At 74.4% G+C, this 18,258-nt stretch carries 20 protein-coding genes and 1 riboswitch; of the genes, 16 read left to right on the forward strand and 4 right to left on the reverse strand.

The genetic code is table 11. From position 1 onward, the window contains the following. Nucleotides 1-62 precede the first annotated feature (62 nt). The 16 genes from FE251_RS01770 (at nucleotide 63) to ddaH (ending at nucleotide 14,604) form a co-directional block, all read left to right on the forward strand. Nucleotides 63-2,255 (forward strand): MMPL family transporter, encoded by a 2,193-nt coding sequence (locus FE251_RS01770; RefSeq protein WP_230976504.1) that lies wholly within the window; start codon nucleotides 63-65, stop codon nucleotides 2,253-2,255. Next, a complete protein-coding gene (locus tag FE251_RS01775; RefSeq protein ID WP_139947569.1) occupies nucleotides 2,252-3,082 on the forward strand; it encodes a tryptophan-rich sensory protein in 831 nt (276 codons plus the stop codon). Before FE251_RS01770 ends, FE251_RS01775 begins: the two co-directional genes overlap by 4 nt. Next, a complete protein-coding gene (gene idi, locus FE251_RS01780) occupies nucleotides 3,079-3,636 on the forward strand; it encodes an isopentenyl-diphosphate Delta-isomerase (protein WP_139071953.1) in 558 nt (185 codons plus the stop codon). Before FE251_RS01775 ends, idi begins: the two co-directional genes overlap by 4 nt. Then, on the forward strand, nucleotides 3,633-4,673 hold the full coding sequence (locus FE251_RS01785) for a polyprenyl synthetase family protein (RefSeq protein ID WP_139071952.1): 1,041 nt from the start codon (nucleotides 3,633-3,635) through the stop codon (nucleotides 4,671-4,673). The genes idi and FE251_RS01785 overlap by 4 nt, the downstream gene beginning before the upstream one ends. Continuing rightward, nucleotides 4,673-5,524 carry a phytoene/squalene synthase family protein gene (locus tag FE251_RS15405; RefSeq protein WP_168202616.1) on the forward strand — a complete coding sequence of 284 codons (852 nt, stop codon included), beginning with the start codon at nucleotides 4,673-4,675 and terminating at the stop codon, nucleotides 5,522-5,524. Before FE251_RS01785 ends, FE251_RS15405 begins: the two co-directional genes overlap by 1 nt. Continuing rightward, complete coding sequence (gene crtI / locus FE251_RS01790; RefSeq protein ID WP_168202617.1) at nucleotides 5,521-7,137, forward strand: phytoene desaturase family protein; 1,617 nt, start codon at nucleotides 5,521-5,523, stop codon at nucleotides 7,135-7,137. Before FE251_RS15405 ends, crtI begins: the two co-directional genes overlap by 4 nt. After that, complete coding sequence (locus tag FE251_RS01795) at nucleotides 7,134-7,472, forward strand: lycopene cyclase domain-containing protein (protein WP_139947571.1); 339 nt, start codon at nucleotides 7,134-7,136, stop codon at nucleotides 7,470-7,472. The genes crtI and FE251_RS01795 overlap by 4 nt, the downstream gene beginning before the upstream one ends. Further along, the gene (locus FE251_RS01800; protein WP_139071950.1) at nucleotides 7,469-7,804 is read left to right on the forward strand and encodes a lycopene cyclase domain-containing protein; all 336 of its coding nucleotides are present in this window, start codon (nucleotides 7,469-7,471) and stop codon (nucleotides 7,802-7,804) included. Before FE251_RS01795 ends, FE251_RS01800 begins: the two co-directional genes overlap by 4 nt. Continuing rightward, entirely contained in the window at nucleotides 7,801-8,679 is an 879-nt protein-coding gene (locus FE251_RS01805) for a prenyltransferase (RefSeq protein ID WP_139071949.1), read from the forward strand. Before FE251_RS01800 ends, FE251_RS01805 begins: the two co-directional genes overlap by 4 nt. Continuing rightward, nucleotides 8,679-9,266: a hypothetical protein gene (locus FE251_RS01810; protein WP_139071948.1), complete on the forward strand. Its 588-nt coding sequence runs from the start codon at nucleotides 8,679-8,681 to the stop codon at nucleotides 9,264-9,266. Before FE251_RS01805 ends, FE251_RS01810 begins: the two co-directional genes overlap by 1 nt. Then, nucleotides 9,263-9,994, forward strand: coding sequence for a glycosyltransferase family 2 protein (locus FE251_RS01815; protein ID WP_230976505.1), 732 nt, complete (start codon nucleotides 9,263-9,265; stop codon nucleotides 9,992-9,994). The genes FE251_RS01810 and FE251_RS01815 overlap by 4 nt, the downstream gene beginning before the upstream one ends. Then, nucleotides 9,991-10,440, forward strand: a complete 450-nt coding sequence (locus FE251_RS01820; RefSeq protein WP_139947573.1) for a pyrimidine dimer DNA glycosylase/endonuclease V — start codon at nucleotides 9,991-9,993, stop codon at nucleotides 10,438-10,440. Before FE251_RS01815 ends, FE251_RS01820 begins: the two co-directional genes overlap by 4 nt. 85 nt (nucleotides 10,441-10,525) lie before the next feature. Beyond that, nucleotides 10,526-11,206, forward strand: a complete 681-nt coding sequence (locus tag FE251_RS01825; RefSeq protein WP_139071945.1) for a metal-dependent transcriptional regulator — start codon at nucleotides 10,526-10,528, stop codon at nucleotides 11,204-11,206. Between the two features lie 177 nt (nucleotides 11,207-11,383). Next, nucleotides 11,384-11,541, forward strand: a riboswitch (cyclic di-AMP (ydaO/yuaA leader). Between the two features lie 2 nt (nucleotides 11,542-11,543). Continuing rightward, a complete protein-coding gene (locus tag FE251_RS01830; protein WP_230976506.1) occupies nucleotides 11,544-12,398 on the forward strand; it encodes a C40 family peptidase in 855 nt (284 codons plus the stop codon). Nucleotides 12,399-12,563: 165 nt separating this feature from the next. After that, nucleotides 12,564-13,499 (forward strand): universal stress protein, encoded by a 936-nt coding sequence (locus FE251_RS01835; RefSeq protein ID WP_139071943.1) that lies wholly within the window; start codon nucleotides 12,564-12,566, stop codon nucleotides 13,497-13,499. Between the two features lie 238 nt (nucleotides 13,500-13,737). Next, on the forward strand, nucleotides 13,738-14,604 hold the full coding sequence (gene ddaH, locus FE251_RS01840; RefSeq protein WP_407925277.1) for a dimethylargininase: 867 nt from the start codon (nucleotides 13,738-13,740) through the stop codon (nucleotides 14,602-14,604). 182 nt (nucleotides 14,605-14,786) lie between these two features. Here ddaH and FE251_RS01845 read toward each other — a convergent pair whose 3' ends face one another. From FE251_RS01845 to FE251_RS01860, 4 genes are read right to left on the reverse strand one after another with little or no spacing between them, the layout of a single operon-like run. Beyond that, a complete protein-coding gene (locus FE251_RS01845; RefSeq protein ID WP_139947577.1) occupies nucleotides 14,787-15,248 on the reverse strand; it encodes a WXG100 family type VII secretion target in 462 nt (153 codons plus the stop codon). A 15-nt stretch (nucleotides 15,249-15,263) separates the two neighbouring features. After that, nucleotides 15,264-15,716 carry a hypothetical protein gene (locus FE251_RS01850; protein ID WP_139947579.1) on the reverse strand — a complete coding sequence of 151 codons (453 nt, stop codon included), beginning with the start codon at nucleotides 15,714-15,716 and terminating at the stop codon, nucleotides 15,264-15,266. Then, on the reverse strand, nucleotides 15,713-17,248 hold the full coding sequence (locus tag FE251_RS01855; RefSeq protein WP_139071939.1) for an alpha/beta hydrolase family protein: 1,536 nt from the start codon (nucleotides 17,246-17,248) through the stop codon (nucleotides 15,713-15,715). The genes FE251_RS01850 and FE251_RS01855 overlap by 4 nt, the downstream gene beginning before the upstream one ends. Next, complete coding sequence (locus FE251_RS01860; RefSeq protein ID WP_139947580.1) at nucleotides 17,245-18,147, reverse strand: hypothetical protein; 903 nt, start codon at nucleotides 18,145-18,147, stop codon at nucleotides 17,245-17,247. Before FE251_RS01860 ends, FE251_RS01855 begins: the two co-directional genes overlap by 4 nt. Between the last annotated feature and the right edge of the window lie 111 nt (nucleotides 18,148-18,258).

An 18,258-nucleotide genomic window follows, 5' to 3' on the forward strand; every position in this document is an offset into this window, starting at 1 on the left:
TTAGTGTTCAGGGCGGCCGTAGCGCCCCAACTCATCGTAAGTCCGAAGGACGCGGCGGCGCCGTGGTCCGCGCACTCGTCCTCGTCGCCGTCCTCGCCGTCTGGCTCGGGGTCGCCGCCTTCGGTGGCATGGCGCAGGGCACCCTGTCCGAGGTCCAGGAGAACGACCAGGCCGCGTTCCTCCCCGAGAGCGCGGAGTCGACCCGCGCCGACGAGATCGCCCGCGAGTTCGCCGGCGACCAGCCGCTGCCCGCGCTCGTGGTCGCGACGCCCGCCGGCGGCGGGGCGCTGACCCCGGAGCAGCTCCAGGCGGCCGAGGCCTTCGCCGCCGAGATCCCTCAGCTCGAGCTGCCCGACGGCAGCACGGTCGGTGACGTCATCGAGGGTCCGGTCCCCGTCATCCCGGCCGAGGACGGCGAGGCGCTCCTCTTCCCCGTCTCGATCTCCGCCGACGCGGCGGAGGAGACCCTCGGTGACACGGAGGAGGGCACCACCGGCGCCGTCGTCGCCGCGCTGCGTGAGCTCGCCGCCGACACGCTCGTCGGCGCCGACCTCGACGCCTGGGTCACCGGGCCGGCGGGCTTCGTCGCCGACCTCGTCTCGGCCTTCGGCGGCATCGACGGAGTCCTGCTCCTCGTCGCGCTCGTCGTCGTCCTCGTCATCCTCTTCATCGTCTACCGCTCGCCGAGCCTGCCCTTCACGGTGCTCCTCACCGCGGTGTTCGCGCTGTGCGCGGCCGCGCTCGTCGTCAAGCCGCTCGCAGCCAACGGCACGATCCTGCTCAACGGCCAGAGCCAGGGCATCCTCTCGATCCTCGTCATCGGCGCGGCCACCGACTACTCCCTGCTCATCGTGGCCCGCTACCGCGAGGAGCTCACCCGTCACGCGCTCCCGACGGACGCGATGAAGGTGGCGTGGAAGGCCTCCCTGCCGCCGATCGTCGCGAGCGCCGGCACGGTCATCGTCGGTCTGCTGTGCCTCCTGCTCTCGGACCTCGGCTCCAACGCGAGCCTCGGCCCGGTGGGCGCGATCGGCATCGCCGCCTCCGTCCTCGCCGCGCTCACCCTGCTGCCGGCGTTCCTCCTCATCGGCGGCCGACGTGCCCGCTGGATCTTCTGGCCGCGCATGCCGCAGTACCAGCCCGACGCCGTCGTCGGCGCCGACGACTCCACCCGCCTGTGGGGCCGCGTCGCGACGTTCGTCGCGCGCCGCCCCCGCGCCGTCTGGGTGACCACGGCCGTCGCGCTGCTCGCCCTGGCCGCGTTCCTGCCCACCCTGGACGCGAACGGCACCGGCGACGGCGACGTGTTCCTCGACGAGACCGAGGCCGTCACCGGTCAGGAGGTGCTCAGCGAGCACTTCGACGCCGGGCTCGTCGAGCCGGTCATCGTCATCACCGCCGAGGACACCGCCGAGCAGGCGGTCGAGGCAGTGAGCGGCGTCGAGGGCGTCGCCAGCGCCCAGCTCTTCGCGGGCGAGGACGGTCAGCCCGTCGTCATCGACGGTCTCGTGCAGATCCAGGCCGCGACGACCGACTCGGCCGAGAGCCAGGAGGCGACCGTCACGGCGGGGGAGATCCGCACCGCCGTGCGCGACGTCGACCCCGACGCGCTCGTCGGCGGGGCGGCCGCGCAGCGGCTCGACACCCAGGAGACGGCGGAGCAGGACCTGCGCACCATCGTCCCGATCGTGCTCGCCGTCATCTTCGTCATGCTCGTCATCCTGCTGCGCTCGATCGTCGCTCCGCTGGTCATCCTCGCGGCCAACGTGCTGTCCTTCGCCGCGACGCTCGGCCTCTCGGCGATCTTCTTCAACCACGTCTTCGGCTTCCCCGGCGCCGACGCCTCCGTGCCGCTGTACGGGTTCGTCTTCCTCGTGGCACTGAGCATCGACTACTCGATCTTCCTCATGACGCGCGTGCGGGAGGAGGCCCTGTCGCACGGCACCCGGATGGGGGTGCGCCGCGGCCTGGCGATGACCGGTGGCGTCATCACCTCCGCCGGGCTCGTCCTGGCGGCCACGTTCGGCGCGCTCGTCGTCATCCCGCTGCTCTTCCTCGTGCAGCTCGCGTTCATCGTCGCGGTCGGCGTCCTCATCGACACCTTCGTCGTCCGCTCGCTGCTCGTCTCCGGGCTCGTCTACGACATCGGTCGCCCGGTGTGGTGGCCGTGGAAGGCGAAGATCCCTGAGGACGACCCCGCCCCCGGCGCCGTCCCCGGTCGCCCGGAGCCCGCCCCGGTCGGGAGCGGGACGTGACCGGGCAGGGCACGACCGTGCGCCGCAGCGCCGTGACCGGGGAGGGCCGCTCGCCGCTCGTGCGCCAGGTGGCCGTCACGCTGACGTTCGTCGTCTGCATCATCGGCTCGCTCATCGGCGTCGGGGTCTTCGGGGGGACCCGGGTCGCCGAGGCGGCCGACGGTCTCCTCTCGGCCGACGCGACCCTGCTCGCCCCCGCCACCGAGGCCTTCTCGGTGTGGAGCGTCATCTACGCGGGCCTCGGCCTGTACACGGTGTGGCAGTGGTGGGACCGGACCGACGAGCGGCGCATCGCGTGGCTCGTGGCCGCCTCCCTCGTGCTCAACGCGGCGTGGATCCTCGCCGTGCAGGCCGGGATCGTCGCGCTCAGCGTCGTCGTCATCCTCGCGCTGCTCGTCGTCCTCGCGGTCGCCTTCGCGCGGCTGCTCGGCGGACGGCCGCGCAGCCGGGTGGAGGCGGTCGTCGCCGACGGGACCGTGGGGATCTACCTCGGCTGGGTCTCGGTGGCGACGTGCGCGAACATTGCCGCGGCGCTCTACGGCGCCGGGTTCACCGGCGGCTCGCGACCCGAGCTGTGGGCCGTGGGCGTCCTCGCCGTGGTCGCGGTCATCGGCTCGGCGGTCGCCGTCATCGGCCGCGGGCGCATCGCCCCGGCGTTGACGACGGTCTGGGGGCTCTCGTGGATAGCGATCGGGCGCGGGACAGGGGATGCTGAGGCGACGACCACCGCCGTCGCCGCGGCGGTGGCTGCCGCCATCATCGCCGTCGTCACCGTCGCCTCCCGGGTGCGGGCCCTGACGGCACCGAGGAGACAGGAGACGACATGACGACGACGCAGACCGAGGACCTCGTCACGCTGCTCGCGGAGGACGGGACCCCGATCGGCTCGGCGCCTCGCATGACGGTGCACACCGACGACACCCCGCTCCACCTCGCCTTCTCCTGCTACGTCAGTGACGCGAGCGGCCGCCTGCTCCTCACCCGCCGCGCGCTGAGCAAGAAGACGTGGCCCGGGGTGTGGACCAACTCCTTCTGCGGGCACCCGCGGCCGGGGGAGGACCTGCTCGACGCGATCACCCGCTACGCCCGCCACGAGCTCGGCCTGGAGGTGGAGGACGTGCGCTGCGTGCTGCCCGACTTCCGCTACCGCGCCGTCGACGCCTCCGGCGTCGTCGAGAACGAGATCTGCCCGGTGTTCGTCGCGACGACCACCCAGCAGCCCGATCCCAACCCGGAGGAGGTCGCCGAGTACGCCTGGGCGGCCCCCGAGGACGCCGTGCGCGCCGTCGCGGCCGTGCCCTTCGCGCTGAGCCCGTGGATGGTCGAGCAGGTGGAGGGAATGAACGCCGACAGGGTCCTGGCACAAGGGTCACCAGGATGAGCGCGCCGACCCGGGACGCCCTCGCGCCCGCCCCGGTCGACGGCGCCCTCGCGAGCTTCTTCGCCGACGGCGCGGGCCACGGGGAGACCTCCGAGCACCGCGAGCTCTGGGACGCGCTGTCCCGGGCCGCCGAGGGTGGCAAGCGACTGCGCCCCGCCCTCTTCCACAGCGTCTACCTCGCGCTCGGCGGACGGCAGGGCGAGGTCGCGGCCCGGGTCGGTGCCGCGCTCGAGCTGCTCCACACGGCGCTCGTCGTCCACGACGACGTCATCGACGGCGACGACGTCCGGCGCGGCGTGCCGAACGTCGTCGGGGAGTTCTCCGCGCGCGCCCGCGAGCGGGGGCACGAGGAGCAGAAGGCCGTCCGCTACGGGCAGACCGCGGCCATCCTCGCGGGTGACCTCGCGCTCGCCGGTGCCGTGCGCACCCTCGCCCTGTGCGGGGCGGCGCCCGGGACGGTCGCCCGCATGCTCGACCTCCTCGACCGTGCCCTGCACCTGTCGGCCGCGGGCGAGCTCGCCGACGTCCGGCTGAGCCTCGACGGCGACGGCGACCTCGCCACCGTCGTGTCGATGGAGCACCAGAAGACGGCGGTCTACTCCTTCGAGCTGCCCGTCCAGCTCGCCGCCGCGCTCGCCGGCGCGGCGGCGGACCACGAGGCCGCCCTCACCCGCTACGCGCAGCTCGTCGGGGTGGTCTACCAGATCCGCGACGACCTCGACGGGATGTTCGGGGACGAGACGGTCACCGGCAAGAGCACGGTCTCGGACCTGCGCGAGGGCAAGTGCACCACCCTCATCGCCTACGCCCGGACCACCGCCGCCTGGCCGCAGATCGCGCCGGTCCTCGCGGCCGGCACGGCCGACGAGGCCGACGCCACGCGGGTGCGGACGCTGCTCGAGGAGTGCGGCGCGCGCACGTACGTCGAGGACCTCGCGGTGGACTTCACCCGGCAGGCGCGCCAGAGCGTCGCCCACCTTCCCCAGGCGCCGCTCCTGGACGACTGGGCCCGGGCCGTCACCCGCGGGGCCGCCTGATGCCTCTGCGCAGGACCCGGTACGACGACGCCGCGAGCCGCAGTGCCGCCGTCGTCATCGGGGTGTACTCCACGTCCTTCGGCTGGGCGTGCCGGCTGCTCGGCCCCGAGGAGCGCGAGCACGTGCGCAACATCTACGCCCTCGTGCGGGTGGCCGACGAGATCGTCGACGAGGCCGACGAATCGTGGTCCGTGGCTGACCGCCGCCGCATGCTCGACGCGCTGGAGGAGGAGACCGCCCGCGCGATCGCCACCGGTCGCAGCGCCAACCTCGTCGTCCACGCCTTCGCGCGAGCGGCCCGGCTCCACGGCATCGGCGACGACCTCATCGCCCCGTTCTTCGCGTCCATGCGGGCCGACCTCACCGTCGACTCGCACGACGACGCCAGCCTGGCCGAGTACGTCCACGGCTCCGCGGAGGTCGTCGGGCTCATGTGCCTGCGCGTGTTCGTCGGCGGGGACGACGCGACCTACGCCCGCCTCGCGCCCGGGGCGAGCCGCCTCGGCGCCGCGTTCCAGAAGGTCAACTTCCTGCGCGACCTGCGCCAGGACCACGACGCCCTGGGGCGCACCTACTTCCCCGGGCTCGACCCGGCCGCGTTCAGCGACGCGCACCGCGACGTCCTCCTCGACGACATCGACGAGGACCTGCGGGTGGCCCGTGAGGCGCTCCTCCAGCTCCCGCCGAGCAGCCGGCGGGCCGTGTGGCTCGCCCACGCGCTGTTCGGCGAGCTGTCCAAGCGGCTGCGGGCCACGCCCGCGGCCGAGATCCGTTCGCGCCGGGTCCGTGTGCCCGACGCCGTCAAGGCCCGGATCGTGCTCCGGGCCGCCGTGTCCGGAGGACGCCGATGACCCAGCCGCCCGCCGCCCCCGCCCGCGTCCCAGCGACGGGCACGGGCCGAGCCGGGCGCTCGGCCCCCTCCGCCGTCGTCATCGGTGCCGGCATCGCCGGCCTCGCGACGGCGGCCCTCCTCGCCCGCGACGGCTACCGCGTCGAGGTGCTCGAGCGGGGCGCGGACGTCGGCGGGCGCGCCGGCTCGTGGAGCGCCGACGGCTTCCGCTTCGACACCGGGCCGTCCTGGTACCTCATGCCCGAGGTCTTCGACCGGTTCTTCCGGAGCGTGGGGACCTCGACCGAGGAGCAGCTCCAGCTCACCTCCCTCGACCCGGCCTACCGGGTCTACTTCGAGGGGGAGGCCGAGCCGGTGGAGATCGTCGCCGACACCGGCGCGAACCTCGCGACCTTCGAGCGGATCGAGCCCGGCGCGGGGCGCCGGCTCGCGGACCACCTCGCCTCCGCGCAGCGGACCTACGACATCGCGCTGCGCCACTTCCTCTACACGAGCTTCACCTCCCCGCGGTGGCTCGCCGCCCCCGAGGTCGCGCGCCAGGCGCACCGCCTCGTCCCGCTGCTCACCCGGTCCCTGCAGTCGCGCGTCGCCGCGCGGTTCACCGACCGCCGGTTGCGCCAGATCCTCGGCTACCCCGCCGTCTTCCTCGGCTCCTCCCCGGACCGCACGCCGAGCATGTACCACCTCATGAGCGCCCTCGACCTCACCGGTGGGGTGAGCTACCCGCAGGGCGGCTTCACCGCCCTCATCACCGCGATCGCCGCCCAGGCCGAGCGGCACGGAGCCGTCGTCCGCACGGGCTGCGAGGTCACCGGGATCACCACCGCACCCGGCCCTCGCGGCCGGGCGCGGGCCACCGGGGTGCGCTACCGCGACTCCGCGGGGCAGGAGCAGGTGGTGGAGGCGGACGTCGTCGTCGGGGCGACGGACCTCCACCACGTCGAGACCGACCTCCTCCCGCCCACCCTGCGCGACCACTCCGAGCGGTGGTGGCGCCGTCACGACCCCGGCCCCGGCGGTGTGCTCGTCCACCTCGGGGTGGAGGGCCGCCTGCCCCAGCTCACCCACCACACCCTGCTCTTCACGCGCGACTGGGAGCGCAACTTCCGGGACATCCGTGAGGGTCGCATCCCCAGCCCCGCCTCGGCGTACGTGTGCGCCCCGTCCCGCACCGATGCCTCGGTCGCCCCGCCCGACGCGGAGAACCTCTTCATCCTCGTCCCCGTCCCCGCCGACCCCGCCATCGGGCGCGGCGGCGTCGACGGCGCGGGCGACGACGCCGTGGAGGCGGCGGCGGACGCCGCCATCGACCGGCTCGCCGAGCAGGCCGGCATCCCCGACCTGCGGGAGCGGATCCGGGTGCGCCGCACCGTCGGCCCGGGCGACTTCGCCGCGGACCTCGGCGCCTGGCAGGGCAGCATGCTCGGCCCCGCCCACACCCTGCGGCAGAGCGCCTTCTTCCGGGCCGGCAACGCCTCCCGCAAGGTCGCCGGGCTCTACTTCGCCGGCGCCGGGACCATCCCCGGGATCGGCCTGCCCATGTGCCTCATCAGCGCGGAGGTCGTCACCGACCGGATCCGCGCCGAGCAGGCCCGACGAGGGGTGCGCCGGTGATCGCGGTCGCCTACCTCGCCTCCCTGCTCGCCGTCATCGGGTGCATGGCCCTGCTGGACCGACGCTTCGGGCTGGTCATGTGGGCCGACGCGCGCCGCGGGGCGCTCGTCCTGGGTGCCGGTGTGGTGTTCTTCCTCCTGTGGGACGTCGCGGCGATCGCGGCGGGCTTCTACTACCGGGGGGAGAGCGAGGCGATGACCGGCGTCATGCTCGCGCCCGAGCTGCCCCTCGAGGAGCTCGTCTTCGTCACGTTCCTCTGCTACCTCACCCTCGTCCTGCACGGTCTCGTGCTCCTCGCGCTGCGCTCGCGCCGCCCGGTGGGGGAGCGGTCATGACCTACCTCGGGCTCGCCGGGCTCTTCCTCCTGCCGGTCGCCGTGCTCGCCGTCGTCGTCGCGTGGCGCCGGCAGCTCGGCGCGCGGTGGTGGACGGCGACAGCCGTCAGCGCCGTCGTCCTCCTCGTGCTCACCGTCGTCTTCGACAGCCTCATGATCCACGTCGACCTCTTCCGCTTCGAGGGCGCCCACCTCACCGGCATCCGCCTGGTCCTCGCCCCGCTCGAGGACCTCGCCTGGCCGCTCGCCGCCGTCCTGCTCCTGCCCGCCCTGTGGGAGCTCAGCCGTCCCCGCTCCGAGCGGGAGCAGTCCCGAGAGGAGCAGCACCCGTGAGCGCGACGACGGCGGCCGCCACCCGCCAGGTCATCGGCTCCTCGCGGCCGGTCAGCTGGATCAACACCGCCTACCCCTTCGCCGCCGCCTACCTCCTGGCCGGCGGGTCGGTCGACCGCGCGCTCGTCCTCGGCACGCTGTACTTCCTCGTGCCCTACAACCTCCTCATGTACGGGCTCAACGACGTCTTCGACTACGAGTCCGACCTGCGCAACCCGCGCAAGGGCAGCATCGAGGGCGTCGTCCTGGACCGGCGCTGGCACCGGCTGACCATCTGGGCCGCGGTGGGCAGCAACCTGCCCTTCCTCCTCGCCCTCGTCCTCCTCGGCACGCCGGCCTCCACCGCCGTGCTCGCCGTCAGCGTCCTCGCCGTCATCGCCTACTCGGCGCCCGTGCTCCGCTTCAAGGAGCGGCCCTTCCTCGACTCCCTCACCTCCAGCACCCACTTCGTCAGCCCGGCGGTGTTCGGCCTCGTCCTGGCCGGCGGGGAGCCCACCGGAACGGCGCTCGCGGCCCTCGGGGCGTTCTTCCTGTGGGGGATGGCCTCCCACGCGTTCGGGGCCGTCCAGGACGTCACCGCCGACCGCGCCGGGGGCATCGCCTCGATCGCCACCTGGCTCGGCGCAGCCCGCACCGTGCGCCTGGCGATCGGGCTCTACGCCGCCGCCGGGGTCGCCGTCCTGTGGACCGGCTGGCCCGGGGCGCTGGCCGCGCTGCTCGTGGTCCCCTACATCGCGAGCATCGCGCCGTTCCGCTCGGTGAGCGACGAGCAGTGCGAGACCGCCAACGTCGGCTGGCGTCGCTTCCTCTGGCTCAACATCCTCACCGGGTTCCTCGTCACCCAGCTCCTCATCGCGATCGCGTGGACACGGTGATGCCTGCCCCCATCCGCGACGTGTCGCCCGCCGAGGTGCTCCTCACGGTGCCCGGGAGCCCGGCCGAGCGTGCCGCGGCCCACGCGGTCGGGGTGCTCGCCGTCCTCGGTGTGCCCGCCGCGCTCACCGTCGACGCCGTCGCCGTCGCGGTCGCCGCGCTCGTCCTCGGCGGCGTCGTGCTCGCCCGGGTCATCGCGCTGCCCGGCTGGCTCCAGGCGGCCCTCGGCGCGGCGATGCTCGCCGCCGCGGCAGCCAGCGTGCTCGGTCTCTACGTCACGACCCCGTGGATCGACCTGCCCGCCCACCTCCTCCTCAACGGCCTCATCGCCGCCTCCCTCGGCGTCCTGCTGCTGCGGGCCGGCATGCTCGCCGACCCGCGGTCCCGCCACGGCCGGGCAGGCATCGCCCTGACGGTCGCGACCACCGGCATCGCGCTGGGCGTCGTGTGGGAGATCGCCGAGTGGGTCGGCTTCACCTACATCGACCGCTCCGTCTACGTGTACTACGGCGACACCATCGGCGACCTCAGCGCCGGCGGCACCGGCTGCGTCCTCGCCGGGCTCCTCATCGCGCGGGAGGCGCGGTGAGCGCTGCCGGCGTCAGCGTGGTCATCCCGGCCCGCGACGACGCCCCCGCGCTCGAGCGCTGCCTCACCGCGCTCGCCCGCCAGACGCTCGCCCCGCTCGAGGTCGTCGTCGTCGACAACGGCTCGAGCGACACGACCGCCCAGGTGGCCCGCGACCACGGCGCCCGGGTGGTGCAGGAGCCGCGGGTGGGGATCCCGATGGCGGCCGCCGCCGGGTACGACGCCGCCCGCGGGGAGGTCATCGCCCGGCTCGACGCGGACTCGGTGCCCTCGCCGGACTGGGTCGAGCGCATCGCCGCCGCCATGCGTGACCCGCAGCTGGAGGCGGTGACCGGCGTCGGCCGCTTCTACGAGCTGCCGCGCTCCGGGCGCGCCGTCGCCGCGGTCTACCTCGGCCTCTACTACGGCCTGTGCTACCTCGCGCTCGGCCACCACGCCCTGTGGGGCTCCTCAATGGCGTTCCGGCGCGTCACCTGGCTGGCCGTCCGCCGCGCCGTCCACGACGACGACGCCGAGCTCCACGACGACCTCGACCTCGCCTTCGCCCTCGGCCCGCGGCGGGTGGTGCGGCTCGACCGCACGCTCACGGTGGGGGTCTCGGCGCGCAGCCTCGTTGGCTGGGGCCAGCTGCGCCGCCGGTTCCGCCGGGCCTTCCGCACGCTGTCGGTCAACTGGGAGGTCGCGCGGCCCTGGGAGCGGTGGGCGCTGCGGCTGCGGGGGGCGGGGTGAGGGTCTGGTCCCTCCACCCGCGCTACCTCGACCGACAGGGCCTGCTCGCGTGCTGGCGCGAGTCGCTGCTCGCCCAGGCCGTGCTCGCCGGGCGCACGCGCGGGTACCGCGAGCACAGCCAGCTCGTGCGCTTCCGTGCGACCCCCGAGCCGGTCGCCACGATCGGCGCCTACCTCCTCGTCGTCGCCGAGGAGGCCCGGGAGCGGGGCTACCGCTTCGACACCGGACGCATCGACCGGCCCGCCACCGTCGGGCAGGCCCCGGGCGGGGTGGAGCGCGTGCCGGTCACCGACGGGCAGGTCGCCCACGAGTGGGCCCACCTGGGGGCCAAGCTCGCCATGCGCAGCCCCGAGCGGCTGGCCCTCCTGGACCCCGTCGCCACCGTCGAGGTCCACCCGCTGTTCGTCAGGGTCCCCGGCGCGGTCGAGCCGTGGGAGAGGGCCTGACCAGCCACAGAGTGCCGTGGCCCCGCGGCGGCACGCTCCGGCGTCATATCCTCTTGGAGGACGACGGCGACAGAAGGCAGGCACGATGAGCGATCTGATCGACACCACCGAGATGTACCTCAAGACGGTCTACGAGCTCGAGGAGGAGGGCGTGGTGCCCATGCGGGCACGCATCGCCGAGCGCCTCGGGCACTCCGGACCGACGGTGTCGCAGACGGTCGCGCGCATGGAGCGCGACGGGCTCCTCCACCTCGAGGAGGGACGGCGCATCGCCCTGTCCGAGGCCGGGCGGGAGAAGGCCACGCGGGTCATGCGCAAGCACCGCCTCGCCGAGCGCCTGCTCACCGACGTCATCGGGCTGGAGTGGGAGTACGTCCACGAGGAGGCGTGCCGCTGGGAGCACGTCATGAGCGAGCAGGTGGAGCACCGGCTCGTCGCTCTCCTCGACCACCCGCACCACGACCCCTACGGCAACCCCATCCCCGGCCTCGCCGAGCTGGGGGAGATCTCCGTCGCCGCCGGGGCGTCGCAGCTGCGCCAGCTCGCCGCCGTGGACGGGGAGGACGAGGTCGTCCTGCGCCGGATCGGCGAGCCGCTGCAGGTGGACGTCGAGCTCCTCGCCCGCTTCGCCGAGGTCGGCATCCGGCCCGGTGCCCGGCTGCGCCTGCAGCGCGGGCCCGGTTTCGTCTCGCTTCGCGCCGAGGGCTCCGAGCTCGTCCTCGACGTGCCGGCCGACGTTACCCGGCACCTCTTCGTCGACGCCTGAAGAACCGCGTGATCCCGCGGTTCTCCGTGCTCCACAGGTGTGAACCGCGACACGCCGCGCGGCGCGCCCGTAACCGGAACGTGACAATCGCCGTCGTGGTCCGGTAACGTCCCACTCGTTCGTCTCATCCCTCCGGTGACGAACCCTCAGGCGGAGCCCAACCCTGCCGCCGCCCGGGGTCCCTCAAGATCGACCGTCGGCAGGGGCGGGGGAACCAGGTAGTGGAGGTCGGCCCAGGCCGGCCCCTAGGGGTGAAGCCCGTCCGTCAGGACGGGCCGGGTGATCTCCCACCCGAACCCGACAGCTCACCTCGTCGGCAACATTGGAGAGGCAGTACGTGACCGTCATCAGCACCGGGGCGCGCCATCGCGCGGCCTGCCGTCCCACCACGCCCTTCACCGCGTTCGGCCAGGCCGTCACCGGCACGGCGGCGCGTCGGGGGATGCTCGTCGCAGCATCCTCGGGTCTCGCCCTCACCATGGCCGCCAGCACCGCCGTCGCTGCTCCGGAGGGCTCCGCCCTGCCGCAGGTCGACGTCTCTGCCCTGTCGAGCCAGGCGCGGACCGCCCTCACCGTCAGCCCGACCGTCTCGGTCCCCGCCGACGTCGAGTACGCCGTCGCCGACCTCACGGTCCAGGCCACCCCGCCCAAGACCACGGTCGCCGAGCAGTCCGACCCGGTCGCGGAGCACGTCGCCGCCGCCGAGGCGGAGCGCGCGGCCGCGGCTGCCGCCGAGGCCCAGGCCGTGGCCGCCGCCCGGTCCACCGAGACCGCCTCGCGGTCCACCGCCAGTGCCCCGGCCGCCCAGGCCGAGGCCGCCACCCCGGCCCCTGCCCCCGCGCAGTCGGTCTCCGGCAACGCCATCGTCGACATCGCCTTCCGCTACGTCGGCACCCCGTACGTCTACGGCGGCTCCAGCCCGGCCGGCTTCGACTGCTCCGGGTTCACCTGGTACGTCTTCCAGCAGGTCGGCATCAACATCCCGCGCAGCTCCGGCGCGCAGGCCAGCGCCGGCACCGTCGTGTCCGCCGCCGAGGCTCGCCCCGGTGACCTCGTGTGGTGGCCGGGCCACGTCGGCATCTACCTGGGCGACGGCCAGCACATCGCCGCCCGCAACCCCTCCAAGCCGCTCCAGGCCGGCCCGATCTCCGACGTCGGCCGCGGCACCCCGACGTTCATCCGGGTCGCCTGACAGCCGACCCGGACAAGGGAGGGGCCCGGACCATGAGGTCCGGGCCCCTCCCTCGTCCCGTCCCCGTCCGGGTACCCGGCGCGGCGTAGGACGTTCGAACCGCCGCCGGCGCCTGGACGGAGCACAATGGGGGCAGCAACAGTCCCGACCCTGGAGGGCGGCCAGATGCCTCGAGACGACGTCGTCATCGTTGGAGTCGACGGTTCCGAGACCAGCAACGCAGCGCTCGAGTGGGCCGCCGCCGAGGCGCGCAGGCTCGGCTGGCGGCTGCACGTCGTGTGCGCCTACGCGGTGCCGGCGTTCACCGTCGCCTCGCTCGACGGCGGGTTCGCCGCCGTCGACGACTCCGCCATCCAGGCCGGGGCGCAGGCAGTCCTCGACGACGCCGTCGCCCGCGTGAGCGGCGGTGGTCTCGAGGTGAGCTCCGCCCTCGAGCTGGGAGACCCGACGGGCGTGCTCGTCGACCTGTCGCGCCAGGTGAGGCTCGCCGTCGTCGGCACCCGCGGCGGTGGCGGCTTCGCCGACCGCCTGCTCGGTACCGTCTCCTCCTCCCTGCCCGCGCACGCGCACTGCCCCACGGTCGTCGTCCCGCGCGTCGAGGAGGGTCGCCCGCCCTTCACGCCGTTGCGCCGGATGGTCGTCGGGGTGGACGGCTCGGAGTCCGCGACGATCGCGCTGCGTCGTGCCGTGGACGAGGCGGCCCTGTGGGGGGCGCACCTCACCGCCGTCGCCGCGGTGCCGATCGGCGGCGGGGCGGGCTCGCTCGCCTGGCTGCCGGCAGCCGTCGACCGTGACGACGTCCTCGCCGACGTCAAGGTCGGCCTCGGCGTCGCCGTCGAGCAGGCCGTCGCCGGTCGTGACGTGCGGGTGAGCCAGCACGCGCTGGACGGCAACGGCGCCGCGCTGCTCGCCGAGTTCTCCACCGCCGTCGACCTCGTCGTCGTCGGCTCGCGCGGGCGCGGCGGGTTCGCGGGCCTGCTCATGGGCTCGACCAGCCAGGCGGTGCTGCACCACGCGGTGTGCCCCGTCATGGTGGTGCCCGCCCGCTCCGTCCACGAGGAGAACCGCAGCCCCACCGACGTCCCCTGGCGCCGCCGCTGACCCCCGCTGCCGCCGCTGACGCCCCGCCCGCCCGCCCCGCCCGCCCGCGACAGCCGACTTCCGCCCGACAGCGGAGTTCCGCGCGACAGCGGAGTTCCGTCCGAGAGCCGACTTTCGCGCGACAGCGGAGTTCCACGCCACAGTGGAGTTCGTCGCACTCCACGGGCGCTGCATTGCGCGGGTGGGTGCCCCGGTGCCTACCCTGGCGGGCACCCCAAGAGCGACGAAAGGGTCTGACGTGCGGCCACCCCGCCAAGCCACCCCCCGGCACTTCCTCATGTGCCGTCCGACGTACTTCACCGTCAGCTACGAGATCAACCCCTGGATGCACCCCTCGGTGCCGACCGACACCGCGAAGGCGGTCGCCCAGTGGCAGGAGCTGTACGACACGTACGTGCGGCTGGGTCACCGGATCGAGCTCATCGACCCGCTCGAGGGCCTGCCCGACATGGTCTACGCCGCGAACGGCGCGCTCGTGAGCGACGGCGTCGTCTACACCGCGAAGTTCACCTACCCGGAGCGCATGGCCGAGGGGCCGGCGTACGCGGAGTGGTTCGCCGAGCGTGGGTACCGCGTCCACACGGCCGCGGAGACGAACGAGGGCGAGGGCGACATCCTCACCGTCGGTGACCTCGTGCTCGCGGGCACCGGCTTCCGCACCTCGACGGCCGCGCACAAGGAGCTGCAGGAGGTCATCGGCAAGCCGGTCATCTCCCTCACCCTCGTCGACCCGCGGTTCTACCACCTCGACACCGCGCTCATGGTGCTCTCCGACACCGAGATCGCCTACTACCCGGCCGCGTTCAGCGACGGGAGCCGGCGGGTCCTCGAGCGCCTCTTCCCCGACGCCGTCATCGCGACCGAGGACGACGCCGTCGTGCTCGGACTCAACGGCGTGAGCGACGGGCGCCACGTCATCCACAACCCGCGCGCGACGCACCTCGCCGCGGCGCTGGCCGAGCGCGGGTTCGAGCCCATCGGGATCGACACCTCCGAGCTGCTCAAGGGCGGTGGCGGTGCGAAGTGCTGCACGCTCGAGCTGCGGGCGGCCGTGGATGCCGCAGAGGTCCCCAGCGCTCCTGTGGCGGTGCCCCAGGCCGTCTGACCGATCGTCCCGTCCGCCGGGAGCCGAGCACTCTGCGCGTCGGCTCCCGGCGGACGTGTGTTCGGGCACGGAAGTCGGCTCTCGTGCGGAAGTCGGCTCTCGTGCGGAAGTCGGCTTTCGCGGGGGAGGGGGGAGAGGCGGGGGAGGGGGGAGGGAGAGATCGCGGGGGGAGTGGGAGCCGGTCAGGCGGGCCAGCCGGCGCGGCGGGCGCGGTCGATCCACTCGAGGTCGATGTCGGCGCTCGGGGCGCCGGTGACGAGGTCGACCACCTCCTGGGCCCGCTCCACCCCGGGCGTCACCGCGTCGATGACGCCGTTCCACAGGTCCGAGAGCACCGACCGGGCGTCGTCGAACGCCGAGAGCAGGAAGGTGCGCGCCGACTCGATCGCGGCGAGCGTGTCCTCCACGCCGTCGGCGTGCGCGCGCAGCGCGGCCGCGACGTCCTCGACCCGGTCGGCGCTGCGGCCGGTGACCTCGGCGCGCTCGAGCAGCGACTCGCGGTACTCCTCGGCGGCGAGGGACTGCCAGCCGATCTGCTCGCGCAGTCCCACGAGGTCGGCTCCGAGGTCACGCACCTGGGCCACGACGTCGTCCATCCGGGCCGCGAGCGCGCGCAGCTCCTCCGGTGCCTCACCGAGTCCCACGGCGTCCCTCCCAGGTCACGGCTGCCAGTCCTCGTCGGCGGCCGGGGCGCCGAACATCGCGTAGAGCCCGGCGGCGTCGGCGCCGCGGCGCGGGAAGCCGAGGTCGCGGGCGTCGAGGGTCGTGCCGTCGGGCCCGACGAGCGTGGCCCGCACCTCCGTGGGCACGAACGCGGTCGTGTGCCACCCGGCCTCGGTCACCGCCTCGAGCACCGCCCGCTGCTCACCGGGCGTCGTGGCGTCGGTGGCGGCGTCCACCGTGACCTGCCGGCCCGAGCTCACGTCGGCACGCAGCCGGACGTCGGCGCTCGTCACGCCCTCGATGCCGGTGAGCTCCGAGCTCATCCGCGCGGTCTCGGCGTCGAGGTCGGGCGTGGGGGACGACGACGGCGCAGCCCCGCCGCCCCCGCCGCCGCACGCGGTCGCGAGCAGGACGAGGGCGACGACGGCGCAGCCCGCCACCCGCCTCACCGGTGCTCCTGCGCGATGTCGAACTGGAACACGTGCGCCTCGCCGCCGCGCACGTGGGAGAACTGCTCCTGCAGCGGGCCGAGCGCGAGCTGCAGGGCGGGGTCGTGGGCGGCCTGCTCGTCGACCAGCGCGCCGGTCTCGGCGTAGAGCGAGCCGTGGTGGGCGGAGAACGGGTCGCCCGCCGTCACGTGGCTGTGCCCGTCGACGTCGCGCACGACGGTCGTCCAGTTCGGGCCTGCCGGGTTGGGGTTGCCGTCGAGGTGGTGGACCGGGTCCTGGGCGTGCTCGAGGCTGATGACGGTGACGGAGTCGGGCACGGCCATGTTCGCCACGGGGGACCCGCCGGTGACGACGGTCGTGACGTTGAGGCCGTTGCCCGGGTCGGCCGCGAGCGAGGCCGCGACGATCCCGCCCTGGCTGTGTCCCGCGAGGGTGACCGGCTGGGCGGCGAGCTCGGAGAGCGGGACACCCGTGCTCGCCGCGAGCTCGGCCCGGGCCTGGGCGAGCGCCTCGAGGACGCCCTGCTCCATCGCCGTGGCGTGCGAGCCGGCCATGAGGTGGAGGTTCGTCGCGAGGTTCGAGGGGTTGGACCCGGACTCCGCGGCCCAGTCCTGGGTGCCGGGGATCTCCACGATCCACGTGTGGCCGCCCGCGCCGTCGGGCACGGCGGTGACGCGCACCTCGGAGGTCGCGCCGTCGCCCAGGCCGGAGATGTTGTCGAAGAGGGCCGAGAGGCTGTCGGCGGCCGTCGCGTCCAGCGCCGCCTGCCAGGACTCGGGCGTGGGGTAGCGGGGGTCGTGCGGCTCGGGGGTGACGACGGGCGTGCCGTCGGCCAGCAGCCCCAGCAGGCCGCCGCCGGCGATGACCGCGGCGACCACCTGCTCGTAGGTGAGCGGGACGGACGTGAACGTCCACGGCGTCAGCGCACCGAGGACGAGCGGGACCTGGGTGCCCAGCACCCACGGCAACCCGGAGATGATCGAGTCCGTGGCCCACGGGTGGTCGTACAGCTCCGCGAGGACGGCGCCCGCCGGGTCCTCGCCCACCTCGTCGATCCAGGCCGCGAAGGCATCGGGCGTGAGGGCGTCGGCCATCGGGTCGGGCAGCACGTCGAGAAGGAGGGAGGTGAGGGCGATCCCGCCGGCGCCGAGCAGCCCGGCGTTGACGAGCACGACCCCGGTGGCGGTGTCGCGCAGCTCGGCGAGCCGGGCGAGTGCGGCGTCGGTCTCCTCGTAGGCGGTCGCGGCGCCGCGCAGGAAGACGGCAGCGGCCTCGTACTCCAGTGCGACCCAGATGAGCCCCTCGGGCGGGAGCTGGGCCTGGGCGACCTCCCCGAGGACCCGCGCTCCGGTGACCGGTGAGAGGACCTGGGACCCGAGCACGGCGTCGTGCACCGCGACCTCGGCGACCTGCGTGGCGAGGCTGCGGGCGACGTCGCCCTTGGTGTCCAGGACGTCGGCGGTGGCCCGCATGTCGGCGACGCGCGCGAGAACCCCGGTCGCGCCCCCACCGACCGTGAGGGACTCCGTCACAGGACCTCCTCGGCGTGGAGCAGACCGGTGAGGGCGGAGAGCAGCTCCTGGCGGACCTGGCCGAGGTCCGAGCGGCGCAGGGTCACCGCGTGGGAGCTGGCGTCGACGAGCTCCACGACGTCGGCCTCGGTCCACAGCCACACCCCGCGGAAGGCGAGCGCCTCGGCGCCGCGCAGCCGGACCGCGCTCACCGAGGCGCCGCCGGTGACGTCGCCGGCCAGCGAGCCGAGGACCGACAGGGCGGAGGTCGGCAGGCCCGCGAGGTGGGCGGCGACGTCCTGCCGCCCGGAACGCATCGCCCGGGCGATCGCGGCCGACTGGGGCCAGCCCACGCGCACGGGCGAGCGGTGCTCGGGGCCGAAGGAGGCGGTCGGGCCGGGCAGCGCCCGCACGACCTCGTTGAGCAGGCCACCGGCCGCGGAGAGCGAGACCTCGACGACGGGCTCCTGCTCGAGCACCGCCTCACCGCCGGTGACCCCCGCCTGCCGGCGGCGGCGGGACAGGGCTGCCGTGCGGCCGGCGCTCCACGCGACGGCCTGGTTGACGACGACGTCACCGGCCCAGGAGGCGACGTCGACCCGCACCTCGGACTCCAGGAGCTGGAGCATGCCGAGGACGCACGGCGGGGTGAGGGCGGTGACGGTGTCCTCCGCCGGGACGTGGCTGGCCAGGCCGCGCAGCTGGAGGCCTGCCCAGGCGCGCGCCCGCTGCTCGTCGGTGAGCGGGGTGTCGGGGTCCAGGCCGAAGGACTCGGGCTCGAACCCGGCCGGCGTGCCGGCGCCGGGGGCGTGGGAGAGCAGCGCGGAGCGCAGCACGGTCCACTCCGCGACGTCGAGCCGGAAGCGCGCAACCTTGCTGTGCGCCTGGCGCCGAGCGCGCTGGACGGTCTGTGCAGACATGGCGACCACCTTTCTCACCGGGCCGCACGGGGCGCCGGTGCCCCCGCGGTCATCCTCGCCTCGGGGGTGCGGCCCTGACCATGGGGAGAACTGCCCATGCCGCGCGCCACC

Origin of the sequence: Georgenia wutianyii (assembly GCF_006349365.1) — a bacterium.
Classification (GTDB): domain Bacteria; phylum Actinomycetota; class Actinomycetes; order Actinomycetales; family Actinomycetaceae; genus Oceanitalea; species Oceanitalea wutianyii.